Raw genomic sequence first — 23,549 nt, 5'->3', positions numbered from 1 at the left:
GGGAGGGGTGAAGCGTTGCCCCGCCGGCCTGGGCGTGCCGGTCAGTCGAAGGCAGGCAGGTCGAACACCAGCACTTCGGCGTGGTCGCCGTGGTCGAGCTTCACTACCGATTCCTCGCGCATCATTACCGCATCACCGGCGCGCACCGCCGTGCCGTTCACGTCCAGCGCGCCGCGCACCACGTGCACGTAGACGATGCGGCCCGCAGCGACGGCAAGGCTTGCCTCCTCGGCGCCGTCGATGAGCCCGGCGTAGAGCCGGATGTCCTGGTGCACCACCACTGAACCCTCAGCACCATCACGGCTGCCGACCAGGCGCAGCCTGCCGCGCTTGTCGCTATCGGGAAATTCCTTCTGCTCGTAACCGGGCTTCAAGCCCGCGCGCTCGGGTATCACCCAGATCTGCAGGAAGTGGGTTTTGCCGTTGGCGTTGTTGCGTTCGGAGTGCACCACGCCCGTGCCCGCGCTCATGCGCTGCACTTCGCCCGGGCGGATCACCACCTTGTTGCCCATGGAATCCTCGTGGGCCAGTTCGCCCTCCAGCACGTAGCTGATGATTTCCATATCCCGGTGCGGGTGCGCGCCGAAACCGGTGCCGGCTTCGATGCGGTCTTCGTTGATGACGCGCAGCGGGCCGAAGTGCACGTGATCGTCGTCGCGGTACTCGGCGAACGAGAAGCTATGGTGGGAATCGAGCCACCCGTGGTTGGCGTGGCCGCGGTCTTCGGAACGACGCAGGGTAAGCATGGCGGGAACTCCTTGGTTGATGGGTGCTATTTTCCTCGTGCGGACAATAAGTCGGTAGATGGCAAAAATCGTACCGATCGTTTCCAATTCGATACCAATCATGATTTTCGCCCTGGTCCCAATCCCCGTCGGCGGGCGCAAGAGGTAGCATTCGTCCATAGGCAGCAGGAGCGCTCGTGAACGACAAGAAGGTCAAGGGCATCGAGCCGTACGACAGGCCGGCGGGCGGCTGGGGAGCGTTGCGCGCCGTGGCCTCGGCCCTGGCCGGGCAAATGGCCGTGGGCCGGGAATCGGTGGCCCTGACAAAGATGAACCAGCCGACCGGGTTCGACTGCCCGGGTTGCGCCTGGCCCGATCCCAAGCACACGTCCAGCTTCGAGTTTTGCGAAAACGGAGCCAAGGCCGTGTCGTGGGAGGCCACCGGCAAGCGGGCAAAGCCTGGGTTCTTCGCGGCGAACCCGGTGAGCCAGCTGTGGAATCTCTCCGATTACGCCCTCGAAGGCCTGGGGCGCCTGACCCACCCGATGGCATACGACGCCGCCACCGACACCTATCGCGAAGTGAGCTGGGACGACGCCTTCGCGCGCATAGGCAAGGCGCTGCGGGCACTGCCTGATCCGGACATGGCCGAGTTCTACACTTCCGGCCGCGCCTCGAACGAGGCGGCGTTCCTGTACCAGCTGTTCGTGCGCGAGTTCGGTACGAATAATTTCCCCGATTGCTCCAACATGTGCCACGAGGCCACCAGCGTCGGCCTGCCCGAATCCATCGGCGTGGGCAAGGGCACCGTAACGCTGGAAGACTTCGACCACTGCGATGCTATTTTCTGCATTGGCCACAATCCGGGTACCAACCACCCGCGCATGCTCACCACCTTGCGCGAATGCAGCCTGCGCAACGTGCCGATCGTGGTGATGAACCCGATGCCCGAACGCGGGCTTGAGCGTTTCACCTCGCCCCAGCACCCCTCCGAAATGCTCACCGGAAAATCCACGCCGATCGCTTCCACTTACTACAAGGTGAAGATCGGCGGCGACGTGGCCATGCTCAAGGGCATGATGAAATCGCTGCTCGAGCGGGACCTTGCCGACAAGGCGTTCATCAGCGAGCACACCAGCGGCTTCGAAGCGCTTGCCGCCGACATCGCGGCCACGCGCTGGGACGACATCGAGACGGTCAGCGGCGTGAGCCGTGCCGATATCGAGGTGGCCGCCGATATCTACGCCAATGCCCAGCGCGTGATCGTCTGCTATGGCATGGGCATCACCCAGCACAAGCACGGTACCGAGAATGTGCAGCAGATCGCCAACCTCATGCTGCTGCGTGGCAATGTCGGCAAAGAGGGTGCGGGCATCGCGCCCCTGCGTGGCCACTCCAACGTGCAGGGCGATCGCACCGTCGGCATCACCGAGAAACCCAACCAGGCACTGATCGACGGCATCGAACGCACCTATGGGTTCAAGGCGCCAGCGACCCATGGGCACGATGCGGTAGCGGCCATCCAGGCCATCCGCGACGGGCGCTCGAAGGCGATGATTTCCCTCGGCGGCAACCTTGCCGTGGCGATGTCCGATCCCGAGGCCAGCTTCGCTGCCATGCGCAAGCTCGACCTTGCCGTGCACATCGCCACCAAGCTCAACCGCTCGCACCTGATCCTGGCGCGGGAGTCGATCATCCTGCCGTGCCTTGGGCGCACCGAGGCGGATGAGCAGGCCACCGGCATGCAGTCGGTGACGGTGGAAGACTCCATGTCGATGGTGCATGCCTCGCAGGGCAGCCTGAAGCCCGCGTCGGAGTTCTTGAAGTCCGAGCCTGCAATCGTCGCGGGCATCGCCCGGGCCACGCTTGCCAATTCAAAGGTGGACTGGGAAGGCATGGTGGCCGACTACGATCGCATCCGCGATGGCATCGAATCGGTCTTTCCCATCTTCGAGGATTTCAACCAGCGGATCCGCGAGCCGGGCGGTTTCCGCCTTTACATCGCAGCGTCCGAGCGCAACTGGGTGACGGAAGACAAGCGCGCGCATTTCCTGGTGGCGCGCGGCCTGCACGAGGACGGCCTGGTACGTGGTGGCGACACCTTGCTGCTGACCACCATTCGCTCGCACGACCAATACAACACCACCATCTACGGTTTGAACGATCGCTACCGCGGCGTCACCGGCCGTCGCGACGTGGTGTTCGTGAACCCCGAGGATCTCGCCGCCCGCGGCCTGAAGCACGGTGACCGGATCGACGTGGTGGCACTGGGCGCCGAAGCGGGCCAGCACGCCGAGCGCGAAGTACGCGGTTTCGTCGCCGTTAGCTATGACATCGCCAGGGGTTCGGTGGCCATGTACTTCCCCGAGGGGAATGCCCTGGTGGCACTGGAGAACCATGACGCGAAGTCGGGGACGCCGGCGTACAAGTCGGTGGCGGTAACGTTGCATGCCGCCCGGGCCAGCGATACCCGTGCCGCCTGAGGACGCCGTCGACCGCCGCGGCGCGTCGCGGCGCGAAGTGCTGCGGGTGGAGCGTGGCGAAGCCTCGATGGACCACGACTGGCTGGCCGATGAAGTGCCGGTTCAGGTCAGCGTGAACGGCCAGGCATTTGCCGTGATGATGGCAACGCCCATGGACCTGGAAGACTTCGCCTGGGGATTCGCCGCCAGCGAAGGCTTGCTGGCCGAAGGTGCCCAGATAGATGACATCCATGTGCGCGAGCACTTCGAGGGCATCACCCTGGACATCGTCGCCGACGCCTCGGCGCGTGCACAAGGCGAGCGGCCGATGCCCGGCCGCAGTGGCTGCGGCATCTGTGGTTCGCGCCTGCTCGAGGACGTCGTCCGCCAGCCAGAGCCGGTGAAGGGCGGCCCCATCATCGACGACGGGGCGATCGAGCGCGCCCTGGGCATGTTGCGCGAACGCCAGCCGATGAACATCGTCAGTGGCGCTGTCCACGCCGCCGCCTGGGCCAATGAGCAGGGCGAGATTTCCCTGGTGCGGGAGGACGTGGGCCGGCACAACGCCCTGGACAAGCTCACCGGCGCCATGGCGCGAATGTCAGTGGATGTGTCCCGCGGCTTCGCCGTGGTGACCAGCCGTGCCAGCTACGAGATGGTGACCAAGTCAGCATCCGCGCGCATCGCCATACTGGTGGCGATATCGGCGCCCACCGCGCTGGCCGTGCAGCTGGCGAAGAGTTGCGAGGTCACCCTGGTCGGGTTCGCCCGCCCGGGTCGCCACGTGGTGTACTCAGGCGGCCAGCGGGTACGGCGCACTCAGCCGCGGTCGCGCTGACGACGACGGCGCACGCTATCGCGCACGTCCACGTCGAACAGCACGGCCAGGCCATCGATGTCGAACGACAGACCGTCACGGCTGGGCAGGCGCGAGGCCAGCGCTGCGATATCCTGCCGGGGAAGGGTGATGGTGCAGGCGGTGGCTGTTCCATCGATGGCGGCGACATCGCCAGGGGCCAGTCGGAAAGCCAGGCGGAAAGCACGCCCCACCGCCGTGGCTGCATCGAGCACGCTGCCCTCGAGCAGGGCTTTGAACTCATCTTCGTCCACGCGTAGCCGCAACGATTGCTCCTGGAGCTGGATCCTCATGACGAGAGGGCCTCCCACTCAGCCGGGGTATTGACGTTGGCAAGCATCAGCCCGATCGCAGGCGTCGTTGCCAGCACGTGTGTGCCGATGCGCTGTTGCAGTGCGCGTATCGATGCCCCGCGGCCGCCCGCGGCCAGGCAATCGGCCATCGCCGTGCGCGTGTCGCCGCGCAGTACCAGCACCATTGGCAGCGGCGCACCCTCGTGGCACACGCAACCGTCATGGGCGCGCCCGTGGGTGTCATTGTCCATCAGCGCGCGCAGCAGGCTGGGTGTGAGCCGCGGCATGTCCACGGCAAGCACCAGCAGGCGGCCGTCCGGTAGCGCGGCCGCGGCACTGGCGAGGCCGCCCAGGGGGCCAAGCCCGGGTTCAAGGTCGGGGATCGACCGATAGCCGGGCCGATTGCCGCTGACATAGACATGGTCGATGCCGGCCTCGCGTGCCAGGCCGATCATGTGATCCAGTAGCGGGCGTCCGTGCCAGGGCAGCATGGCCTTGTCACGGCCCATGCGTTTGGATTGCCCTCCCGCCAGTACCAGGGCGGCGCGCAGGCTCATGGCAGCACTTTGATCATGCCCGCAAGCGTAGCGCAGTCGCATGATTGTTACCGTAAGGGCGCTATGATGTGCCGATGGAAACGATCAAATTTGAAGTGGAAGGCGATTACGTCGAGCTCAACCTGCTGTTGAAGCTCTCCGGCCTGTGCGACTCGGGCGGCGCCGGCAAGGCCATCGTGGCCTCCGGCGATGTCTCGGTGGACGGCGTGCAGGAGTTGCGCAAGACGTACAAGGTCCGTCGGGGCCAGCTGGTGACCCTGGGCGACATGCGCATCGAGGTCATTTAGCCGCCGGGCGTTCCTTCAGGCGGATCTCGAAGAGCTTCGTCCAGTTCTTGCCGGTGACGAACAGCCGGTCGCCCTTCCCGTCGTAGGCGATGCCGTTGGCCACCGCATCGGTATCGTCGGAAGTATCGGCGGGCTTCAGGCCTTTCAGATCGATCACGCCCACCACATTGCCGGTGGCCGGGTCGATGCGCAGGATCCAGGTGGTCTGCCACACGTTGGCGTAGATCTGCCCCTTCACCCACTCAAGTTCGTTGACGTAGGTAACGGGCTTGCCGTTCAAGGTGACGTGGATGCGCCGCTCTTCGTTGAGGGTGGTGGGGTTGAGCACGCGGATGTCCGCCGTGCCGTCGCTCATGTAGATACGCTTGTCGTCGCGGGTGAGGGCCCAGCCTTCGCCCACATAGTGGAATTCCTTCTTCACCGCGAAGGTGTCGAAGTCGCGGACGAAGCCCACTTCCGTCTGGTAGGTAAGGCTGATCAGTTCCTTGCCCCAGTCGACGATGCCCTCGCCAAAATACTTCGAGGGTACTTGCACGCTACGTATGACCTCGCCGGTGGCAAGGTCGACCTTGCGTATCGACGAATGTCCGGCAAGGCCGGTGCTTTCGTAGAGGAACCCGTCCTTGTAGAACAGGCCCTCGGTGAAGGCGCCGGCGTCGTGCGGATACGCATGCACCACCTGGTAGTCGTAGATGGGCAGGTCCGCCGCATCGACGGGGCGGGGGAGCACGATGAAGATGGCGGCGAGCAGTACCGCGGCAAGGCAGGCCAGGCGCATGGTGCTAGCGTCCGTCGGAGATCGGGGCGTTCACGGCGATCGCCGCGGCCTTCACCGCCACCGGCAGCAACGGCTGCGAAGGATCGGTCTGGCAGTCGGCGGTGAGCTCGTCCACGAAGGGGCCCGCTGCACTGGTGCGGATGGTGCCGATGCCGTTCCTGGCGCTGGCATAGCCAAAGAGCCAGGTCAGCATGGTCTGGATCTCGGCCGTATGAGTTTTCGAATCGCGGTTGATGCGCGAGACGAATTCGCCGCACTTGAGGTTTTCCAGGGCGATGTCGCCGCGCCTGGCGACCAGGGTCATGTGGGTATCGGCGGGCACGGAAGCCGCGACCGCTGGCGTGGCCGGCGCTGCAACGGAGGCCAGCGGGGCGGTCGGGGCCGGTGCCGTCGTCGGGGCAGCCGGGGCGGTGTCTTCGCGCACCGCGTGGCGGTGGCAGGCCGTGGCCAGCAGGGCCAAGGCGACGATGACGGGCAGGCGCTTCATGAGTATTTCCGAAACAGCGTGGGAAGCGCAGAAGCCTACTTGATTTCCCGTCCTCCAGGCATGGAAAAGGCGCCCGAAGGCGCCTTTTCGGTCAGCCGCGGTTGGCTTACTTCGAGGTGCTGCTTGCAGCCGGCGTATCGCTGGACGAGGCTGCCTTTTTCTTATGGTGCATTTTCTTGCCGCTTGCGGCGGTGGAGCTGTGGGCCATCGAATCGCTCGACATGCTCGAGCCACTCTTCATCGAATCATTCGACATCGAACCGCTGGACATGGAACCGGCTGTGCTGCTGCTGGTGGGCGTGGACTGCTGCGCCATGGCCATGCCGGTGGCAGTAAGGCCGCAGAGCATCAGCGAAAGACAGATCTTGGTACGCATGGTGGTTTACCCTCGATGGTAAGCGCCGGATGGGGTGGTAAGGATGCGTTGGCGCGAATGCGCATCGTCGTGTGGCTTTGTCCAAGACCGGGAAGGGCCGCGCACCATTACGCAAAGTTTTGCGTGAATCGACCGTGACCGGTTTCGCTGCGGTGCGTCAATTCGCGTTCAATGGAAGTCGCGCGACACCGCGCTGAACCCAGGCAGAAGATCGCCATAATCGTGTAACCGCCTTGCAATGAGATGGCGCACGCCTTCCACGGCCTGCAGTTCACCGTCCACGGCCATCAATACCGCTCCAAGGAATATCTCGCGCTGCCGTTCGGCAATGTCGCGGCGCACCACCACATTCACCTGGCCGGTCTCGTCTTCGAGGGTAAGGAAGGTAATGCCGCTGGCCGTTGCCGGCCGCTGGCGCACCGTGACCAGCCCGGCATGGCGGATCCACCGCCCGTGTTCCATCGACAGCAGCTGGCTGGCTACGCAGGCGCGGCGGCGGCGCAATTGCCCGCGCACCAGGCTCAGGGGATGGGCCGTGAGCGACAAGCTTTGCGTGGCGTAGTCGGCGAACACGGTCTCCGCCACGGTCGGTGGCCGCAGGATCGCGCGTTCCTCGCCGGTGGTGCCGAGCATCGGCAGGTCGCGTTCGATGCCGGCGCTTTCCCAGCGGGCGCGGTGGCGATGGCCGCTGAGCGTGCGCAGCGCGCCGGCATCGGCCAGCCGCTCGCGTTCGCCACGACCGAGGGCCGCACGGCGACAGAGGTCGTCGAGGTTGCCGAAGGGGGCGTGCCTGCGCGCATCGCTCACCCGCTGGGCCACATCGGAAGAAAGGCCGCTGACCATGCGCAAGCCCAGGCGCAAGGCAAGCTTCGCCTTCGGGTTGCCGGCATCGCGCGCATGCAGCGGTTCCAGGCTGCAATCCCACGTGCTGGCGGTGACGTCCGGTGGGCGCACTTCGAAACCCTGCCGGCGCAGGTCATGCACCAGCTGCGCCGGCGCATAGAAACCCATCGGCTGGCTGTTGAGCAGCGCACAGGTGAACACTTCCGGGTGGTGGCATTTGATGTACGAGGAGATATACGCCAGCAAGGCGAAACCGGCCGCGTGCGACTCGGGAAAACCATAGCTGCCAAAGCCCTGGATCTGGCTGTAGATCCGCGCGGCGTACTCCGGGGAATAATCGTTTTCGGCAAAGCCCTTGAAGATGCGCTCTTCGAAGTGCTCCAGGCCGCCGTGGCGCTTCCACGCCGCCATCGAACGTCGCAGGTGGTCGGCCTCGCCTGCGCTGAAGTTGGCCGCCACCATCAGCAGGCGCATCACCTGTTCCTGGAAGATCGGCACGCCCAGGGTGCGTTCGAGTACTTCGCGGACTTTATCGGAAGGGTAGTCCGTTGCTTCCTCGCCCGAGCGGCGTTTCAAGTAAGGGTGCACCATGCCGCCCTGGATCGGCCCGGGGCGCACGATGGCGACCTGCACCACCAGGTCGTAGTAATCCTTCGGCTTAAGCCGCGGCAGCATGCTCATCTGCGCACGCGATTCGATCTGGAACACGCCTATGGTGTCGGCGGCGCGGATCATGCGGTAGGTGGCTTCATCCCCGATGGGAATATCGGCCATGCGACCATAAGAGACGCCACGGTGTTCGCGCAGGAGGTCCAGGCATTTGCGCAGGCAAGTGAGCATGCCAAGGGCCAGGCAGTCGACTTTCAGCAGGCGCATGGATTCCAGGTCGTCCTTGTCCCACTGGATCACCGTGCGGTCGTCCATGGCGGCGTTCTCCACCGGCACCAGGGAATAAAGCGGCTGGTCGGCGATGACGAAACCGCCCACGTGCTGGGAAAGATGCCTGGGCATGCCGTGCAGTTCCGCTACCAGGCCCACCAGTTGGCGCATGGTGCGGCTTGAGGTGTCGAAACCGCGTTCGCGCAGGCGAAGGCCGATGTCGACGTCACCATGCGCGTGGGAATAGGCGTGGCTCAATTGGTCGAGCTGGTCCTCGCTCAAGCCCAGCGCGCGGCCGACGTCCCGCGCGGCGCTCTTGCTGCGGTAGGTGATCACCGTGGCTGCCAGCGCCGTCCGTTCGCGGCCGTACTTGCCGTAGATATACTGGATCACTTCCTCGCGCCGCTCGTGCTCGAAGTCGACGTCGATGTCCGGTGGTTCCTTGCGTTCGGACGAGATGAAACGTTCGAACAGCAGCCCGGCGTTTGCCGGATCCACTTCCGTGATGCCCAGGCAATAGCACACCACCGAATTGGCGGCCGAGCCGCGGCCCTGGCATAAAATGTCCTTGCTTCGTGCGAAGCGGACGATGTCGTAGACAGTCAGGAAGAAGGCTTCGTATTCAAGCTCCGCGATCAGCGCCAGTTCGCGCTCGATGGTGGCGGCGATTTTCTCGGGCACGCCGTCTGGCCAGCGGCCGCCCATGTGCATCTGGGTGAGGTTGCGCAGGTGCTGGGCGGGCGTACTGCCTTCGGGCACCAGCTCGCGCGGATAGACATAATTCAGATCGTCCATGCGGAACAGGCAGCGCGCGGCGATACACGTGGATTCGGCCAGGAGGTCGGGTGGGTAGATGCGGCCCAGTACCTCGCGCTTGCGCAGGTGGCGTTCGCCATTGGGGAACAAGGCATGGCCAGCCTCGGCCACCGGCGTGTTGATGCGGATGGCGGTAAGCACGTCGTGCAACGCGCGTCGCTGGCGGATATGCATGTGCACATCGCCGCTGGCGACGCAGGGCAGGCTATGGCGTTCGCCCAGCGCGCGCAGGGCATCGAGTTCCGCATCATCGTCGGGGCCGCGATGCAGTTCCACGGCAATCCACGCGCGACCGGCGAACGTACGTGCCACCCAGGCGCCATGGACCTCCCGCCGGGCGGCTTCGCTGCCATGCAGCGGGCCAGGTGCCCACAGCACGCACAAGCCTTCGCCAAGGCCTTGCATGTCCGCCATGCCCAGCCGATATTCCCCTTTCGGGGCAGCGCGCCGCCCCTTGGTAATCAGTTGGCATAACGCGCTATAGCCGGCGTGGTTTTCCACCAGCAGCACCAGCACCGGCCCATCGTGGAGGCGGATCTCGCTGCCCACGATCAAACGGCAATCGCCGTCCTTGGCCGCCTCCCATGCGCGGACAATGCCCGCCAGCGAGCATTCATCGGTGATCGCCAGCGCCTGGTAACCGAGCGCACGCGCGCGGTCGAACAGCTTGCGTGCGCTGGAGGCGCCACGCTGGAAGGAAAAATCACTCAGCGCATGGAGCTCGGCGTAGTCGGGTACCACGTCGTCATTGCCGGCCATCCGCCCCTTCATGCGAACCACCCGTGCAGCATCCAGCCATCGTGGCTGCCGGCTGGCAGGTAGGCCCAGGCACGCTGGCCTTGCCGCGTGCCCACGATGTAGTAGTCGCGGCGCAGGTCGCCGCCGTCCCACCATCCGCTCTCGATACGTTCGGGGCCCGCCAGCACGCGCGCGGGCGTGGGGCGCATCGGACGTGGGCGATGCAGCAACCACAAGGGCCGTGGACGCAGGTCGGCCAGTGGCGGTGTGGAGCCATCGCCATGGCGCCAGGCGCGTTCAGGCCGGTGGTCGGCCACGGCGGACAGTTGCCGCAAGGCCGATTCGCCCATGCGCGCGCGCAGGCGTTCGTCCAGCGCGCTCCAGTCCAGGCCTTCGCCGCGCACCGGATCGAACAGGTCGCGCAACGGCGGCCGGAAGGTGGGCAGTTGTTCGGCGTGGATCTCGATGGCGCGGACCGGCGCATGCAGGGTGCTTCGCTCCACCCGCGTGCGCGCCAGTTCGAACAGGCGCGCGGCCTCGCGTTGCGGCGCCGCCATGCCGACGGGAATTTCGGTGAAGGAAACACGCGTGTGTTCAAGCCGCAGACGGAACAACTGCACGCCGCCGTCGCGGGCGGCCAGCATGTTGGCCAGGGCCTGGGTCATGCGGCGCAGAGGGAACATCAGCGGTTCGCTGCCTTCCAGTTCCGCGTCGAACTCGATGCGCTGGAAGAAGGTGGCCGGTGGCTGCCAGGCGGGGATCGCTTCGCTGGCATGGCCACGCAGGCGGTCGAGCCAATGCATGCCTTCGCGGCCGATGCGTCGGGTAAGTTCCGGGCGGGGCAGGGCGAATACCTCGCGCAGGCGGCGGAAGCCCATCGAGCGCAGGGCCTGGACACTTTTCGCCGGCAGGCCGCTACGTGACAGCGCGATGTCGTTGAGCAGGCGAAGCATCTGCTCGGGGTGTTGCACCACGCAACCGTCGAAGCTTGCCGCCAGTACCCAGGCGGCGGCTGGGCAGGGTGCGGCTGCCAGCGCATGGACATGGCCCAGGGCGGCAAGCCCTTGCTTCAGTTTTCCCGACAACGCACTCCAGCCATCGAACAGGCGCAGGCTCGCGCCGGCCTCCAGCAACAGGCATTGCGGTGGCGCCATGCTGATGTGGCCGCTGAACTGGTAGCACCAGGCGGCAAGCTCGGCCAGTAAACCGGCCTCGGCGGCCTTGTCGCGCGCACGCACGACAAGGCTGGGACACAACGCCCGCGCCGCCGCCACGGTTTGCCCGCGCTGCACGCCCAGTTTCTGCGCAGCAGGATTAACGATGGCGACGGTGCGGCGACGGGCGTTGTCCTCGAGCAGCGCGCCAGGTACATCTTCCGGCAGCGCAGCGAAAGCAGCGGCGAACGCCAGCCCGGGAAAACGCAAACAAGCCCAGAGCATGACGACATCCGATGGTGTTGCAGTGTTTCGGTGTTGGGGGTCAGGATAAATATCCTGACCCCGGCCGCGGTCGTGGTCCTACGCGCGCATGCGCATGGGCGGCGTTACGCCCTGCATCAGGCCACGCGATTTGATGACGTCCACATAGGTGGCCTCGTTGCTGTTGGATACCTTCAGGCGAAGCGCGGCTGGGCTCGTTTGCGCGGCATGCACGGCCGAGCGGTAGAGCACGGCGCAGGCATCACCAGTTTCGGCGGCCAGCTGCAGGCGGCGCAGGCTGCGGTAATCGATGTCGGGCAGCCAGCCGACCACGGCGGCGCAGCAACCTGAGCGCAGGCACTGCTCCATGCTCCAGGCCGCCTCGGTGGGCGTGGCGTGGATCTCGTGCAGGAAGCGGAGGTCGACTCCCGCCGCCTGCAGGGCCGGGGCGTAAGGCTGGTAGGGCGGAGCCACGAAGATCACCCTGCGGTGTTCGCGGGTCATTGCGGCCAGCGTGGGCATCAACAGTTCCAGTTCGCCCAGGCCGTCGTTCTCGAAAAGGATTTCCGACAGCGCACCCAGTGGCCAGCCACCGCCAGGCAGGCGGGCATCGAGCGAGGGCATGCCGGTGGAGATGGCGCGCACCGTGGGCTGGTGCTGCGACGAACGCCGCCAGATGCCCGGGTGCTCGAGCACCTGGGCAAGCGAGGGGGTGGCAATGGACTGCTGGACTTCAGCTGCAATGGCGCTCATGGCGTCAACTCCGGCGGATGATGCCGACGTAACGGCCTTCGATGGCGAAGGCGTGACGACTGGGATCGACTTCGATCGGTTCAAAGTCGGGGTTTTCAGGTAGCAGGACGATGCGGTCGCGCGTGCGCTTCAAGCGCTTGACGGTGACGTCTTCATCCAGGCGGGCCACGACGATCTGGCCGTCGTCCGCCGTGGCGGTGCGGTGCACGGCCAGGTAGTCGCCATCTAAGATGCCGACGTCGCGCATGGACAGGCCCACCACGCGCAGGAGGTAATCGGCGCGCGGGCGGAACAGGGCCGGATCCACTTCCAACTGGGATTCGATGTTCTCGGCGGCAAGGATCGGCGAGCCCGCGGCCACGCGGCCGATCAGCGGCAATTCGTTTTCGCGGAAGCTGGCCAGCCCCTCGGGCAGGCGCAGGCCGCGATGCTGCGGCGAGCGCTCCAGTTCACCCTTGCGCACCAGCGACTCGATGCAGGTTTGCGCCGAGCTGTGGCTGGAGAAACCCATGGCCTCGGCGATCTCGCGCAATGTGGGCGGCAACCCTTGCTCGCGCAGGTATTCCCTGATGAAGACCAGGGTTTGCTGCTGACGGTCGGAGAGGGGTTTGAAGGACATGCGTACAAATGTACGCATCCTGTGGCGGCTGTCAATCGATCTTTTTGTTTTGCACGTTTATGCACGATGTTTTATTATGTTGCTCGTTCTGCTTTTGCCGGATTCGTCGAATATGTCATCCCAATCCATTGAATCAGAAGGGAATGCCTCCCTGCCACGAGCCAGGCTGGCTACCCGGTTGATCTTCCTGATGTCCGGTATCTCCTTGTCCTGCTGGGCGCCGATGGTGCCTTTCGCCAAGACCAGGCTCGGCCTGGACGAGGCGCATCTGGGTACGGTGCTGCTGGCCATGGGCTGCGGTTCGCTGGCCTCGATGCCGCTGGCCGGCTTCCTGTCCCATCGCTTCGGCAACCGCCGGGTGATCGGTATCGCCGCGTTGTCGGTCTGCCTGTTCCTGCCCTGGCTCACCCTGGCGCCCACGGCGTGGATGCTGGCCATCGCCTTGTTCTGCTTCGGTGCCTCGCACGGCGTGGTGGACGTGGCGATGAACGCCCACGCGGTGGACGTCGAGCGCATGAGCGGCGGTGGCATCATGTCGGGCTTCCATGGCCTGTTCAGCACCGGCGGCCTGGTGGGCTCGGCAGGGATGAGCCTGCTGCTGGCGGCCGGCGCGCCGTTGCTGGCCTGCGCGGTGGTGCTGGCGGTGGTGCTGGCGATACTTACGGTGAGCCAATGGAAGAATTTCCTCGAGCACGTGCAGGCAGAGGACGCGAAGAAACACTCGATCTTCGCCTGGCCGTCCACCGCGGTCATCCTGCTGGGCGTGCTGTGCTGCATTTCCTTCCTGGCGGAAGGTGCGATGCTGGACTGGAGCGCGGTGTTCCTGCGCTCCTCGCGCCAGGTGGACTTCGACATGGCGGGCCTGGGTTACGCGGCGTTTTCCATCACCATGGCGGTGGGCAGGCTTTCGGGTGATTTCCTCGTGCGCCGGTTCGGCGCTGTGAACATGGTGCGCTGGGGCGCGGTAACCGCCTCGCTGGGTTTCTTCATCGCCACCTGCCTGCCATGGGCAGGCAGCAGCCTGTTCGGTTTCCTGCTGGTGGGCATGGGCGCGGCCAACATCGTGCCGGTGCTCTTCAGCGCCGCTGGCCGCCAGGGCGGCAGCGCACCGGGCATCGCCATCGCCACCGTCACCACGCTCGGCTATGCCGGCATGCTCACCGGTCCCGCCGCCATCGGCTATGCCGCACATGCCACCAGCCTGCCATTGGCGCTGTCGGCCATCGCCGTATTGCTGCTGGGCGTGGCGGCACTCGCACCCATGGCACGCCGGTGATGGGGGCGGCCATGCGCGACATCGTCGTCTTCGATTTCGGCGGGGTGCTGTTCGACTGGAACCCGCGTTACCTGTATCGCAAGCTCTTCGAACGCGAAGAGGACATGGAAGCCTTCCTGCGCGATGTCACCACCGATGCGTGGAACGCGAAGCAGGATGCCGGCCGCCCGTGGAATGAAGCCATCGCCGAACTGGTGCAGCGCCATCCCGAGCACGAGGCGCTGATCCGCGCCTACCGCGAGCGCTGGCCGGAAACCCTGGCCGGCACCATCCCGGAAACCGTCGCCGTGCTGCATGAACTGAAAGATGCCGATGCGCCGTTGTACGGCCTTACCAACTGGTCACAGGAAACCTTCCCCATCGCCCGTTCCATGCATCGGGAATTCGACCTTTTCGATGGCATCCTGGTGTCGGGCGAGGAGGGCATGGCCAAGCCCGATCCACGCATTTTCCAGCGCCTGCTCGATCGCTTCAATTTGCCTGCCGAACGCGTGGTGTTCATCGACGACAATCGGGCCAACATCGAGGCGGCGGCAAAGCTCGGCCTGCATGCGATCCACTTCACCGATGCGAATTGCCTGCGCAAGGAATTGGTCGGCCTGGGGCTGCTCAAGGAGCGCGCATGAACCGCGTAGCCGATACCACGCTGCCCCGTGAGCGCGCGCAGTTGATCGTCGAGCGCCTGCAGCGCGATGGCCGCGTGGTGGCGGCGGAACTCGCCGCCGAATTCCGCGTCTCGGAGGATTCCATCCGCCGCGACCTGCGTGAACTGGCAGCCGCCGGCCAGTGCAAGCGCGTGTACGGCGGCGCGCTGCTGGCAGCCAACTTCGCCCCGCTGCGCCAGCGCGATGCCCAGCACATCGCCCGCAAGCAGGCGCTGGCACGCGCTGCGGTATCGCTGGTGTCGCCGGGGCAGATCCTCTTCATCGATGCCGGTTCCACCAACACGCAGATTGCCCTGGCGCTGCCCGAACGCCAGGACCTTACGGTGATCACCAACGCCCCGGACGTGGCCAATGCGCTGCTGGGTCGTCCTGGTTTCGACGTGCTGCTACTGGGCGGCCGCCTGCATCATCACATCGGCGGTACGATCGGTGCCCAGGCCGTCGCGCAGGCTCGCGGCATTCGCGCCGACGTCTGCTTCCCCGGTGTCTGTGCACTGGACGCACGCAACGGCCTGTGGACCTTTGACGATGAAGAAAACCTGCTGAAGCAGGCGATGATCGGGGCCAGCGGCGAGATGGTCGCCGTGGCCACGGCGGAAAAGCTCCAGGCGGCGGCCACGCACCTCACTGCCGGCATCGACGCCGTGACGCACCTGGTGACTGAAGCTTCCGCGGCGCTGGACCGCTTCTCCGGGACAGGAATCAACATCCTCCTGGCCTGATGACATGTCAGGGCTTGACCTTGCGTGGGTCGATGTCTGCCACGGTGGGATGCATCGGATCGTAGAAAGTATACGTGTAGAACGTTTTCTCTCCATCCGGATATGTCTTCTTCGCAAGCATGGCCCGAGCCGCATCGACGTAGGCGGCCGGCACGCGCACATCCACGGCGTCCGTCGTCCCCGTGGTCGGGTCGATCACCTTGGACACTTGCAATGACTGCACTTTCCCCGCGGCGTTGGTCGTGGCCTGAAAGATCACAGCGTAGATTTTCGTCGGCAGGCCAGGGGAGGCTGGGCGGATGTCCGCAAAGGCAATGCCGGCCGGCAATACTGCCAGCATGCTCGCCAACAAGAAGCGCCTCCATCGATGATTCTTGTACGACCGCCCCATGACTCTTTCCTCTTGTTGCTGGCTGGTGTTGCGGTTGTGCGCTTAGTCCTGGTGCCTGGGCGCCAGCCACAGACGCTGGTGCGGTAGATCCAGGGTAATCACCCATTGCTTGAGCACCGGCACGCCGATGTTTCCGTCGATGACCAGATCCATGATCTGCGCATTGGCCTTCAACGGCATGCCGCCCAGGCTGGCGGTTAGCGGTTGCTTGCCCTTGGCGGCGGGATCGAGCCCCAGCGCCGTGGCAAGCGGGCGATTGACGATGACATTGCCGTCGCTGCCGCAATCGAGCTCCATCCACAGGCGCCCCTTGGGCGTATCGACCCCTACGAGGGGCGTGACCGTGCGTCCGCCGACCTCGCGGCTGATCCGCATGGGTACTTCTTTTGCCGACTTGACGCGATCGGCAAGGCTTCGCGGTGTCTCGATGATCAGCTTGCCGGCCGTCAGGTCGAGCGTGATGGCGCGATCGGCGAAGGCATCGAGCGCGATGGATCCCGCCAGGGGCGGCGCATCCTTGGGCATCAACGCGGAGAAATCCCATACACCTGCCGATTCCACCCGTAGTCCCATGGCCGGCAGGGACAGTCGCACGTCTTCGCAGCGCGGTGTGTCCAGACGATCGCCGCGCATGCGAAAGCCCGTCATTTGTCCCCAGGGCTGGCATCCCAAAGCCTTGGCCGTATCGGGCGTCACTACCGTCAGGCCACCGGCGGTGTCGAACAGGAATGTGGCTGGCTTGCCAACGACATCCACTTTCAACGAGGGAAGCACGCCCAGGTATGCGGTCAACGGGATTTCAACCGGATGTTCGGTGGCATAGGCGCCAACGCAACACGACAGACAAGACACGAGCACAAGTGCGCGCAGGAACATGGGTGTCCTTGGGTGGAAGATGTCGTGCCAATGCTAGAGAAGATGGATCATGGCGTCTGCCTGACTTCCTGCACGGTTGATCACCCGGCCATCGGTGTTCCGGATGCGCCAACCTTCGGGCGCGCGCCGACGACCAGAAGCCAGAGAAGGAAGGCGATCTCGCCAAACAGGAAAGGGAAGGCCCAATCCGACAACAGGTCGCCTACCGATGGCCACAGCAAGCCCGTCATGCTTACCACGATATAGGCCACGCCATTGAGCGCCAGCCACACGCCAAGGAACCGGGGCAGGAAGCCAGAGCGGAACACCAGGATGGCCAGCGGCAGTAGCCACAGGCCCCAGAAAGTTTCCGAAGCCGTTACCGATAGCCCATGCATGCGGATGAACATCGAAATCAGGCTATCGCGCTGCGGTGCGCTGAATGCAGTCAGCACATCGCTGCCCGTCACTACGGCCAGGGTGCCGATATCGGTGACCAGGGTAGCCATGTAGAGCGGGGTGTTCATCAGCCCCAATACGAGCAGGCACAGCGCGATGGACTTGGTCACGGGCTTGAACAGACGATACAGCGCCAGGATGACAAACACGCTGATCGCGGCGACCAGCACATCGACGGCGATGCCCCATCGGAAGAGTGACTCATGTGCCGTAACGTTCGCCGCCGTGGCGGCGGCATTACCGTGTACAAACAGCTTTTCTGGGATGTACATCAGCCGGAATGGGCCAGTTAGCGCAAGCAGCAAATAGATGAAGCCTGCCACCCGTGCATCCCGCTTGATCGATGTCATGGACTGCCCCTTCCATTCATGCCCCGCCATCGTTATAGGACGCAAACGATGGCTCGGCAAGCCACGCGCCCGTTGAACACGCCGCCAGGCAGTACGGCCGTCGCGAACGATCCCGCCCGCATTGTTATGATCAAGGCAGCTTGGGTCAGGAAATTCCGATGGATCGCAAAAGCAATGCTTCGTGGCGCGGTCTTGCCGTCGCTGCCCTGATGGTGGTGGTGCCATCGGTCGCCGCCGCCTCCGCGGCATGCAAAGGAACCGCATTCGGCGGGGTGCCTCGACCCTTCGTCGATACGGGGCATTCAAACGATAGCTTCACCGGCAAATTCCCCGACGATGCCATGCCCGCGAAGCATGCACTGGTTGCTTCGACATGGGGCTGGGGCTGCACGAAGACGACATCGATCGACCTGGACCGCGGCCGCCTGTACCAGGCCGTCGCCTGCCAGGTGAAGTCGGCCGACTTCAGGGCCACGTGGCCCTTCGTTCCCGGCGATGCGCGCATGGTGCACTTGCTGCCGGCACCGGACCTCCCCGTCGACTTCGCCATGATCCGGCGTACGCTCACGCCCGCGCAGGTGGAGCAACTGACTTGCCTGGCCAATGCTGTCTGGCCGCTCGACGAGGAGGGCCGGCCCGCACGACGGGATGCCTCGGGCGCGCTTATCCATGACGACAAGCCACCGCAGCCCGTGGCGCCGCATAGCGTCGCCTATGTGAAACTCAAGGACGGCGGCACCGAAAAGACGATCGGTGGCTATACCCGCGTCCCCGGGGACGGGCCAGCGCGCGACCTCTTCGACACGGTCTACAAGCTTGGCAACGACGCCATGCTGCCGGCCGGGCAGGCGAGGGCGGATGCGTTACCCGCTCCTCGCGCGTTGCCACCGGATGCATTGCCCGTGCCACCGGTACGCGACCTGCCTGACAACGGCCTGGCCCGCACGCCGCCGATGGGCTGGAACAGCTGGAACCATTTCGCTGGCCGCATCACCGATGCCGACGTACGTGCCATGGCCGATGCCATCGTTGCCACGGGCATGCGCGATGCGGGCTATGTATACGTGAATATCGACGATACCTGGGAAGGCAACCGCGACGCTTCGGGGAATATCCAGTCGAACGAGAAATTCCCCGACATGAAGGCGCTTGCCGACTACGTGCACGGCAAGGGACTCAAGCTCGGCATCTACTCCTCGCCGGGCCCCACGACGTGCGCGAAATTTGCAGGCAGCTACGGCCACGAATTGCAGGACGCGAAAACCTACGCGGCCTGGGGCGTCGACTTCCTGAAATACGACTACTGCGGTGCCAATGATGTCTACCCGCTTACCCTGGCCAACCAGCAAGGCACGTTCCAGAAGATGGGCCAGGCGCTGGCGAAAGCTGGCCGGCCCATCGTCTACAGCCTTTCCCAGGGCGGCGACTTCAATCCCTGGACCTGGGGCCAGGCCACCGGCGCCAACCTCTGGCGCACCACGCAGGACATCGAAGACAACTGGACCTCGATGGAGCGCATCGGTTTCGCCCAGCTGGCCGTCGTCGATGCCAGCAAGCCCGGCCACTGGAACGACCCGGACATGCTCGAGGTGGGTAACGGCGGCATGACCGCGGATGAATACCGGACGCATATGAGTCTGTGGGCGATGCTCTCCGCGCCGCTATTGGCGGGCAACGACCTGCGTGGTATGACGGATGAGACGAAATCGATCCTGCTCAACCGCGAGGTGATCGCCATCGACCAGGAACCGACTCCTAAGCATCCGTATCGTATCGACGCTGTCGGCGACCTGGACGTGATCGCGCGGCCGATGAACGACGGTTCGATGGTGATCGGTTTCTTCAACCGTGGCGACGGCGAGGTACACACGAGGTTCGACCTGACCACGGTGCCTGGCATGGGCAAGGCGGAGCTCCGCGAAATTCGCGACCTCTGGTCGCACCAGGCGATTGCCGCCAGGGCAGGGTCGGTCGCCGTCAACGTTCCAAGGCACGGCGTGTATCTGCTTCGCGTCGCTCCGCCAGGCGCTGCTCAGCGTTCCCACGCGGGATAGGCGTCCATCGCATCGACGAAGTTGTGCACCACGTCGGTGTGGGCATCTTCCTGCCAACCGCCGATGGCCTGGTTCTTCGGCAGGTCCATCGGGCGGCCATGGTCGTCGATGGCGTATTGGGTGAAGGTCAGCGCATCGCGGGCCTCGGCAGCCAGCGATGGCGAATGGGTCGCCTTCGCGTACATCGCCAGCACTGCGCCATAGGTCGAGTTGATGCCGCCCCAGGCGTCGTGGTCCTCGTCCTGCTCGTGGCATACGCGCACGCCACCTTCGACATGGGTGAACTCGCGGCGCACGAACATCACGAGGGTTCCAGCATCGGCCAGCCAGTCGGGGTCGAGCGCTTTCTTCTTCTCCAGCAGGTAGCGCGCCAGGTTCAAGGGCCCCCATGCCGTCCGGTTGGCGGGGTTGTCGTGGTCCTCGAAGAATTGGGCGAAGGCCATGCCGTTGCCCCTTGCACTGGGTATCTGGACGGACTTGATCCACCGCCACAGCGCATCGCGCGGCGCCTTGAATTCGCCGTGGCCACGCTCGATGAGGCCGTCGTAGAGGCGTAGCGGGTAGACCATGTCACCCGACATGTCGCCACGCGCAGCGCCCGTGCGGTGATCGGCGCGGAACGGCCAGGGCGAATGGGTGGCATCGCCCGGTTGCTGGTTGGCGGCAAGGACGACTGCGATGTGCAGGGCAGCATCGGTGTAGCGTGCATGGCCCGTGGCGTCACCCAGCAGCATCAGCGCGTAGCCGGCGATGGCGCCCTTGTCTGGCTGGATCTCGTACGGGTGGTCCGACTGCGCTCCGCTGTCGGATGGTTGCGGGAACTGGCCGCGATGGCCGGTGGAATGCGGAAAGCGCGGATATTTGCCTTCGTCTGGCGTGAGATCCTGATCGAGGATGTAGTCGCCCATCGAGCGTGCTGTCGCCAGTAGCCAGGGGTCGCGGTTGCCGCGGAACCGCCGCCACTTCAGGTACGAGATGATGCCCATGCCATTCTGGGTTGCCGGGATGGTGTCCGGTCGCGCGGCGATGGGATGCCAGTTGCCATCCAGGAAGGTGGTGGTGACGAACACCGGATAGCCATGTTCCCGGGGCGCCGTGGCATAGAAGCGCATCTCCAGGTCCAGCGCCTGGCCCCATGGCGTCCAAGGCAACAGATGACCCGCGGCATCGTACTTGGCCACGTGCGCACCGAGCGTCACCATAGCTGCGGGTGCGGCAACGACCGGATAAGTCATCGCCATGATCGGCAGCAACGCTCGCGGGAGCCACGCCATCCACGCGGCCTCTCTCTTCATCCGGCGGCCTCAACTGCGCGCGGCACCACCCGCTTTGCCGTGATGGTGCTGCCGATCGATGCCATGACGATGCAGCCGATGGCTAGCCATTGCATGCCATGCAGCAGCTCGCCTAGCAGGAACATCGCCAGCAGCGAGGCCACCGCGGGTTCCAGGCTGACCAGGATGCCGAAGGTCTCGCTGGGAAGGCGCTTCAACGCCATCATTTCCAGCGACATCGGGATGGCGCTGGAAATGATGGCCACCCCAAGGCCCGCGGCAAGGATCTTCCAGTCCAGCAGGGCGGCACCGGCATGCGCCACGCCGAAGGGCACCACTACCAGGCTGGCGGCCACCATTCCCAACGACACCGAGTGCCCGGCGTGCAGGTGGCCGGCCTGCTTGCCGAAAAGGATGTAAAGCGCCCAGCACACGGCTGCGCCCATGGCGAGCATCACGCCGGTTCTATCCAGGGCCGCGTCGTGGGCCAACGGCAGCAGCATGGCCAGGCCCGCGATGGCGAAGGCCAACCAGAGGAAATCGATCGGGCGACGCGATGCGTACATCGCCACGGCCAGGGGCCCGCTGAACTCGATCGCCACTGCAATGCCGAACGGTATCGTTCGAAGTGCCATGTAGAACAGCAGGTTCATCACGCCCAGAGTGAGGCCGTAGCGGACCACGGCGCCCGCATCGCGCCGGCTGAGCGGCCAGCGCCAGGGGCGCCAGAACAGCAGAAGCACGATGGCCGAAAAGCCCACGCGCAGGGCCGAGGTACCCTCCGCTCCCACCAACGGGAACAGCTTCTTGGCGAACGAGGTGCCGATGCACAGTGAAGTGATCGAACCAAGCACGGCGGCGGCGGGGAGGAGGAGGGAGCGGGACTGGGTCATTGATTGCACTTTAACCATTAGTACCCCTTGCGACATCACTCCTTGCAAGGTCTGCTGACAGCGAGCGTCAGCAGACCTTGGGGGCAGCAGGGCATGCGGGGTATAAGGAGCATCCCAAGATCGACAAGTGAAGGAGGTTCATGCCATGCGTTACCTGACCCGGATAGTGGCTGCGGCATGCCTGTGCATCGCCGTCATCGCCCCCGCCATCGCTGCCGACGATGTCGAACCCATCACCTTGAAGGCCGCCGACGGCATGGTGATCCATGGCGTGTATTACAAGGCGCCTCATCCCAAGGCCTTGATCCTGCTGTTCCACCAGGCCGGTTCCGGCAAGGGCGAGTACGCATCTATCGCGCCGCGGCTGGTATCGGCCGGTTATAGCGCGATGGCGATTGACCAGCGGTCCGGTGGAGAACTCTTCGGCACCAACGAAACGGTGGCGGCGCTGCCCAAATCCGCAGGCTACCTGGAGGCCAAGCCGGACCTGGAAGCCGCGCTGGCCTGGGGCGCGGCGCAGAAGCTGCCCATCGCCATCTGGGGCAGCAGTTATTCCTCCTCGCTGGTATTCGTCGTTGCGGCGGAGCATCCGGACATGGTGAAGGCCGTGCTGGCGTTCTCGCCGGGCGAGTATTTCGACGACAAGACGATGATCGGCAGCGCAGCGAAGAAGGTCACGGTGCCGGTGTTTGTCACCTCGGCGAACTCGCCTGACGAGATCAATGCCGCACGCGCCATCATCAGCCAGTCGCCGTCGGCGACGAAGGTGCAATACATTCCCAAATCGGGCGGGGTCCACGGATCGTCCACGCTGCTTCCGGTGCGAAACCAGGCGGGCGCGGAAGCGAACTGGACTGCCGTGCTGCAATTCCTGGGGAAGGTATTCTGACTTGGGTTATCGGACGCAGATTCGCGCATGGCCAGCAGGCGCTGACATTCGATAGCGGCCAATGCGTTCATTGGGCTTGTTCATGGGGTGGTGTCATGGCAGTTGCTGCATTGGGCAGCGAATGCCACGAAGGATCCCTGCATGTCTTCCCGAGTCATTACCCGACGCGATCTGTTGCGTTATTCAGTTGCCGCCGGCGGTTCCCTTGTCGCCGGCGTCGCTGCGGCGGCTTCGCCGACCGTCGAGCAGGTGATAGGGCCGTTCTATCCGGTCGCGCGCCCGTTTGACGAAGATGCCGACCTCACCTTCGTGCGAGGTCGGCCCGGACGCGCACTCGGCCAAGTGCTCAATCTTTCAGGCCGCGTCCTGGATGCCAAAGGCAAGCCCGTGAGTCGGGCGGTCGTGGAAATCTGGCAGGCCAATACACACGGCCGCTACGACCACAAAAGCGATACCAATACCGGCGCGCCCACCGATCCCGCATTCCAGGGTTACAGCCAGGTCCGGACCGACGTGCTGGGGCGTTTTGCCTTCAAGACCATCAAGCCTGGAGCCTATCCTGCGACGTCGGACTGGACGCGCACGCCGCACATCCATTTCGATGTTCGCGGCAAGGTTGATCGCCTGGTGACACAGCTGTATTTCGCCGATGAACCGCTCAACGATACGGACCTGATCTACCAGGCTTTGACAGCCGAGGAACAGGCAGGCTGCACGGTGGCTCTCACGCCTTCGTTCAAGGACGCGGCCTCGCTTGATGCAATGTTCGATATCGTGTTGGCGACCGGCTAGCCTGGTCGTGAAAGCCCCCGCGCATGGCGCGCGGGGGCACTG

24 protein-coding genes are annotated in these 23,549 nt (G+C 64.8%); 9 read left to right on the top strand and 15 right to left on the bottom strand.

The window, feature by feature from the left end:
* Positions 1-41 precede the first annotated feature (41 nt).
* Positions 42-746 carry a pirin family protein gene (locus NDK18_RS11395; protein WP_250623651.1) on the bottom strand — a complete coding sequence of 235 codons (705 nt, stop codon included), beginning with the start codon at positions 744-746 and terminating at the stop codon, positions 42-44.
* A gap of 176 nt (positions 747-922) precedes the next feature.
* Here NDK18_RS11395 and NDK18_RS11390 point away from each other — a divergent pair, with 176 nt between their 5' ends.
* Both NDK18_RS11390 and fdhD read left to right on the top strand, forming a co-directional pair.
* Positions 923-3,208: an FdhF/YdeP family oxidoreductase gene (locus NDK18_RS11390; protein ID WP_250627840.1), complete on the top strand. Its 2,286-nt coding sequence runs from the start codon at positions 923-925 to the stop codon at positions 3,206-3,208.
* The gene (gene fdhD / locus NDK18_RS11385) at positions 3,174-4,025 is read left to right on the top strand and encodes a formate dehydrogenase accessory sulfurtransferase FdhD (protein WP_425502800.1); all 852 of its coding nucleotides are present in this window, start codon (positions 3,174-3,176) and stop codon (positions 4,023-4,025) included. Before NDK18_RS11390 ends, fdhD begins: the two co-directional genes overlap by 35 nt.
* Here the strand turns inward: fdhD and NDK18_RS11380 are convergent.
* Both NDK18_RS11380 and mobA read right to left on the bottom strand, forming a co-directional pair.
* A complete protein-coding gene (locus NDK18_RS11380; protein ID WP_250627839.1) occupies positions 4,007-4,336 on the bottom strand; it encodes a hypothetical protein in 330 nt (109 codons plus the stop codon). The two genes, fdhD and NDK18_RS11380, sit on opposite strands and share 19 nt — an antisense overlap.
* Complete coding sequence (gene mobA / locus NDK18_RS11375) at positions 4,333-4,893, bottom strand: molybdenum cofactor guanylyltransferase (protein WP_250623647.1); 561 nt, start codon at positions 4,891-4,893, stop codon at positions 4,333-4,335. The genes NDK18_RS11380 and mobA overlap by 4 nt, the downstream gene beginning before the upstream one ends.
* Positions 4,894-4,967: 74 nt before the next feature.
* Between mobA and NDK18_RS11370 the strand changes: the two genes are divergently transcribed.
* Positions 4,968-5,180: an RNA-binding S4 domain-containing protein gene (locus NDK18_RS11370; RefSeq protein ID WP_250623646.1), complete on the top strand. Its 213-nt coding sequence runs from the start codon at positions 4,968-4,970 to the stop codon at positions 5,178-5,180.
* On the opposite strand, the gene NDK18_RS11365 is transcribed toward NDK18_RS11370, so the two are convergent.
* The 7 genes from NDK18_RS11365 to lexA all read right to left on the bottom strand — a co-directional run bounded on the left by NDK18_RS11365 (position 5,173) and on the right by lexA (position 12,887).
* The gene (locus NDK18_RS11365; protein ID WP_250623645.1) at positions 5,173-5,958 is read right to left on the bottom strand and encodes a glutaminyl-peptide cyclotransferase; all 786 of its coding nucleotides are present in this window, start codon (positions 5,956-5,958) and stop codon (positions 5,173-5,175) included. The two genes, NDK18_RS11370 and NDK18_RS11365, sit on opposite strands and share 8 nt — an antisense overlap.
* A 4-nt stretch (positions 5,959-5,962) precedes the next feature.
* Positions 5,963-6,445: a hypothetical protein gene (locus tag NDK18_RS11360; protein WP_250627838.1), complete on the bottom strand. Its 483-nt coding sequence runs from the start codon at positions 6,443-6,445 to the stop codon at positions 5,963-5,965.
* Between the two features lie 106 nt (positions 6,446-6,551).
* On the bottom strand, positions 6,552-6,821 hold the full coding sequence (locus tag NDK18_RS11355; protein WP_250623643.1) for a hypothetical protein: 270 nt from the start codon (positions 6,819-6,821) through the stop codon (positions 6,552-6,554).
* A 168-nt stretch (positions 6,822-6,989) separates the two neighbouring features.
* Entirely contained in the window at positions 6,990-10,130 is a 3,141-nt protein-coding gene (locus tag NDK18_RS11350; RefSeq protein ID WP_284692130.1) for an error-prone DNA polymerase, read from the bottom strand.
* On the bottom strand, positions 10,127-11,536 hold the full coding sequence (locus tag NDK18_RS11345; RefSeq protein WP_250627837.1) for a Y-family DNA polymerase: 1,410 nt from the start codon (positions 11,534-11,536) through the stop codon (positions 10,127-10,129). The genes NDK18_RS11350 and NDK18_RS11345 overlap by 4 nt, the downstream gene beginning before the upstream one ends.
* A 78-nt stretch (positions 11,537-11,614) precedes the next feature.
* Entirely contained in the window at positions 11,615-12,268 is a 654-nt protein-coding gene (imuA, locus tag NDK18_RS11340) for a translesion DNA synthesis-associated protein ImuA (RefSeq protein WP_250623641.1), read from the bottom strand.
* 4 nt (positions 12,269-12,272) lie between these two features.
* Positions 12,273-12,887: a transcriptional repressor LexA gene (gene lexA, locus NDK18_RS11335; RefSeq protein WP_250623640.1), complete on the bottom strand. Its 615-nt coding sequence runs from the start codon at positions 12,885-12,887 to the stop codon at positions 12,273-12,275.
* A gap of 190 nt (positions 12,888-13,077) precedes the next feature.
* Between lexA and NDK18_RS11330 the strand changes: the two genes are divergently transcribed.
* The 3 genes from NDK18_RS11330 to NDK18_RS11320 are packed head-to-tail and all read left to right on the top strand — an operon-like array spanning position 13,078 to position 15,550.
* The gene (locus NDK18_RS11330) at positions 13,078-14,163 is read left to right on the top strand and encodes an MFS transporter (RefSeq protein ID WP_250633392.1); all 1,086 of its coding nucleotides are present in this window, start codon (positions 13,078-13,080) and stop codon (positions 14,161-14,163) included.
* An 11-nt stretch (positions 14,164-14,174) separates the two neighbouring features.
* On the top strand, positions 14,175-14,789 hold the full coding sequence (locus tag NDK18_RS11325) for an HAD family hydrolase (protein ID WP_250627836.1): 615 nt from the start codon (positions 14,175-14,177) through the stop codon (positions 14,787-14,789).
* On the top strand, positions 14,786-15,550 hold the full coding sequence (locus tag NDK18_RS11320) for a DeoR/GlpR family DNA-binding transcription regulator (RefSeq protein ID WP_250623637.1): 765 nt from the start codon (positions 14,786-14,788) through the stop codon (positions 15,548-15,550). The genes NDK18_RS11325 and NDK18_RS11320 overlap by 4 nt, the downstream gene beginning before the upstream one ends.
* 7 nt (positions 15,551-15,557) lie before the next feature.
* On the opposite strand, the gene NDK18_RS11315 is transcribed toward NDK18_RS11320, so the two are convergent.
* From NDK18_RS11315 to NDK18_RS11305, 3 genes are all read right to left on the bottom strand, one after another.
* Positions 15,558-15,902: a hypothetical protein gene (locus tag NDK18_RS11315; protein ID WP_250623636.1), complete on the bottom strand. Its 345-nt coding sequence runs from the start codon at positions 15,900-15,902 to the stop codon at positions 15,558-15,560.
* Positions 15,903-15,983: 81 nt separating this feature from the next.
* The gene (locus NDK18_RS11310) at positions 15,984-16,817 is read right to left on the bottom strand and encodes a hypothetical protein (protein WP_250627835.1); all 834 of its coding nucleotides are present in this window, start codon (positions 16,815-16,817) and stop codon (positions 15,984-15,986) included.
* 80 nt (positions 16,818-16,897) lie between these two features.
* Positions 16,898-17,605, bottom strand: a complete 708-nt coding sequence (locus tag NDK18_RS11305) for a DUF4386 domain-containing protein (protein ID WP_250627834.1) — start codon at positions 17,603-17,605, stop codon at positions 16,898-16,900.
* 158 nt (positions 17,606-17,763) lie between these two features.
* On the opposite strand from NDK18_RS11305, the gene NDK18_RS11300 reads away from it, so the two are divergent.
* Complete coding sequence (locus tag NDK18_RS11300; RefSeq protein ID WP_250627833.1) at positions 17,764-19,659, top strand: glycoside hydrolase family 27 protein; 1,896 nt, start codon at positions 17,764-17,766, stop codon at positions 19,657-19,659.
* Here NDK18_RS11300 and NDK18_RS11295 read toward each other — a convergent pair.
* Together NDK18_RS11295 and NDK18_RS11290 are read right to left on the bottom strand one after the other, a co-directional pair.
* Positions 19,638-20,954 carry a hypothetical protein gene (locus NDK18_RS11295; RefSeq protein WP_250627832.1) on the bottom strand — a complete coding sequence of 439 codons (1,317 nt, stop codon included), beginning with the start codon at positions 20,952-20,954 and terminating at the stop codon, positions 19,638-19,640. The genes NDK18_RS11300 and NDK18_RS11295 overlap by 22 nt on opposite strands.
* Positions 20,951-21,826: an EamA family transporter gene (locus tag NDK18_RS11290; protein ID WP_250627831.1), complete on the bottom strand. Its 876-nt coding sequence runs from the start codon at positions 21,824-21,826 to the stop codon at positions 20,951-20,953. The genes NDK18_RS11295 and NDK18_RS11290 overlap by 4 nt, the downstream gene beginning before the upstream one ends.
* Positions 21,827-21,971: 145 nt before the next feature.
* On the opposite strand from NDK18_RS11290, the gene NDK18_RS11285 reads away from it, so the two are divergent.
* Together NDK18_RS11285 and NDK18_RS11280 are read left to right on the top strand one after the other, a co-directional pair.
* Positions 21,972-22,715: an alpha/beta hydrolase gene (locus NDK18_RS11285; protein ID WP_250623630.1), complete on the top strand. Its 744-nt coding sequence runs from the start codon at positions 21,972-21,974 to the stop codon at positions 22,713-22,715.
* Between the two features lie 141 nt (positions 22,716-22,856).
* The gene (locus NDK18_RS11280; protein ID WP_250627830.1) at positions 22,857-23,507 is read left to right on the top strand and encodes a protocatechuate 3,4-dioxygenase; all 651 of its coding nucleotides are present in this window, start codon (positions 22,857-22,859) and stop codon (positions 23,505-23,507) included.
* Positions 23,508-23,549 lie beyond the last annotated feature (42 nt).

The organism is Pinirhizobacter soli (assembly GCF_015905305.1).
Taxonomy (GTDB): Bacteria; Pseudomonadota; Gammaproteobacteria; order Xanthomonadales; family Rhodanobacteraceae; genus Pinirhizobacter; species Pinirhizobacter soli.
The sequence above is the reverse complement of the archived record's forward strand: the minus strand, read 5'-3'. Positions and strand labels throughout refer to the sequence as shown.

Coding starts and splice junctions, on each gene's coding strand:
- NDK18_RS11395 (WP_250623651.1), bottom strand. CDS start 746: ATGCTTACCCTGCGTCGTTCCGAAGACCGCGGCCACGCCAACCACGGG.
- fdhD (WP_425502800.1), top strand. CDS start 3,174: ATGCCGCCCGGGCCAGCGATACCCGTGCCGCCTGAGGACGCCGTCGAC.
- NDK18_RS11380 (WP_250627839.1), bottom strand. CDS start 4,336: ATGAGGATCCAGCTCCAGGAGCAATCGTTGCGGCTACGCGTGGACGAA.
- mobA (WP_250623647.1), bottom strand. CDS start 4,893: ATGAGCCTGCGCGCCGCCCTGGTACTGGCGGGAGGGCAATCCAAACGC.
- NDK18_RS11370 (WP_250623646.1), top strand. CDS start 4,968: ATGGAAACGATCAAATTTGAAGTGGAAGGCGATTACGTCGAGCTCAAC.
- NDK18_RS11365 (WP_250623645.1), bottom strand. CDS start 5,958: ATGCGCCTGGCCTGCCTTGCCGCGGTACTGCTCGCCGCCATCTTCATC.
- NDK18_RS11360 (WP_250627838.1), bottom strand. CDS start 6,445: ATGAAGCGCCTGCCCGTCATCGTCGCCTTGGCCCTGCTGGCCACGGCC.
- NDK18_RS11355 (WP_250623643.1), bottom strand. CDS start 6,821: ATGCGTACCAAGATCTGTCTTTCGCTGATGCTCTGCGGCCTTACTGCC.
- NDK18_RS11350 (WP_284692130.1), bottom strand. CDS start 10,130: ATGAAGGGGCGGATGGCCGGCAATGACGACGTGGTACCCGACTACGCC.
- NDK18_RS11345 (WP_250627837.1), bottom strand. CDS start 11,536: ATGCTCTGGGCTTGTTTGCGTTTTCCCGGGCTGGCGTTCGCCGCTGCT.
- imuA (WP_250623641.1), bottom strand. CDS start 12,268: ATGAGCGCCATTGCAGCTGAAGTCCAGCAGTCCATTGCCACCCCCTCG.
- lexA (WP_250623640.1), bottom strand. CDS start 12,887: ATGTCCTTCAAACCCCTCTCCGACCGTCAGCAGCAAACCCTGGTCTTC.
- NDK18_RS11330 (WP_250633392.1), top strand. CDS start 13,078: ATGTCCGGTATCTCCTTGTCCTGCTGGGCGCCGATGGTGCCTTTCGCC.
- NDK18_RS11325 (WP_250627836.1), top strand. CDS start 14,175: ATGCGCGACATCGTCGTCTTCGATTTCGGCGGGGTGCTGTTCGACTGG.
- NDK18_RS11320 (WP_250623637.1), top strand. CDS start 14,786: ATGAACCGCGTAGCCGATACCACGCTGCCCCGTGAGCGCGCGCAGTTG.
- NDK18_RS11310 (WP_250627835.1), bottom strand. CDS start 16,817: ATGTTCCTGCGCGCACTTGTGCTCGTGTCTTGTCTGTCGTGTTGCGTT.
- NDK18_RS11305 (WP_250627834.1), bottom strand. CDS start 17,605: ATGACATCGATCAAGCGGGATGCACGGGTGGCAGGCTTCATCTATTTG.
- NDK18_RS11300 (WP_250627833.1), top strand. CDS start 17,764: ATGGATCGCAAAAGCAATGCTTCGTGGCGCGGTCTTGCCGTCGCTGCC.
- NDK18_RS11295 (WP_250627832.1), bottom strand. CDS start 20,954: ATGAAGAGAGAGGCCGCGTGGATGGCGTGGCTCCCGCGAGCGTTGCTG.
- NDK18_RS11290 (WP_250627831.1), bottom strand. CDS start 21,826: ATGACCCAGTCCCGCTCCCTCCTCCTCCCCGCCGCCGCCGTGCTTGGT.
- NDK18_RS11285 (WP_250623630.1), top strand. CDS start 21,972: ATGCGTTACCTGACCCGGATAGTGGCTGCGGCATGCCTGTGCATCGCC.
- NDK18_RS11280 (WP_250627830.1), top strand. CDS start 22,857: ATGTCTTCCCGAGTCATTACCCGACGCGATCTGTTGCGTTATTCAGTT.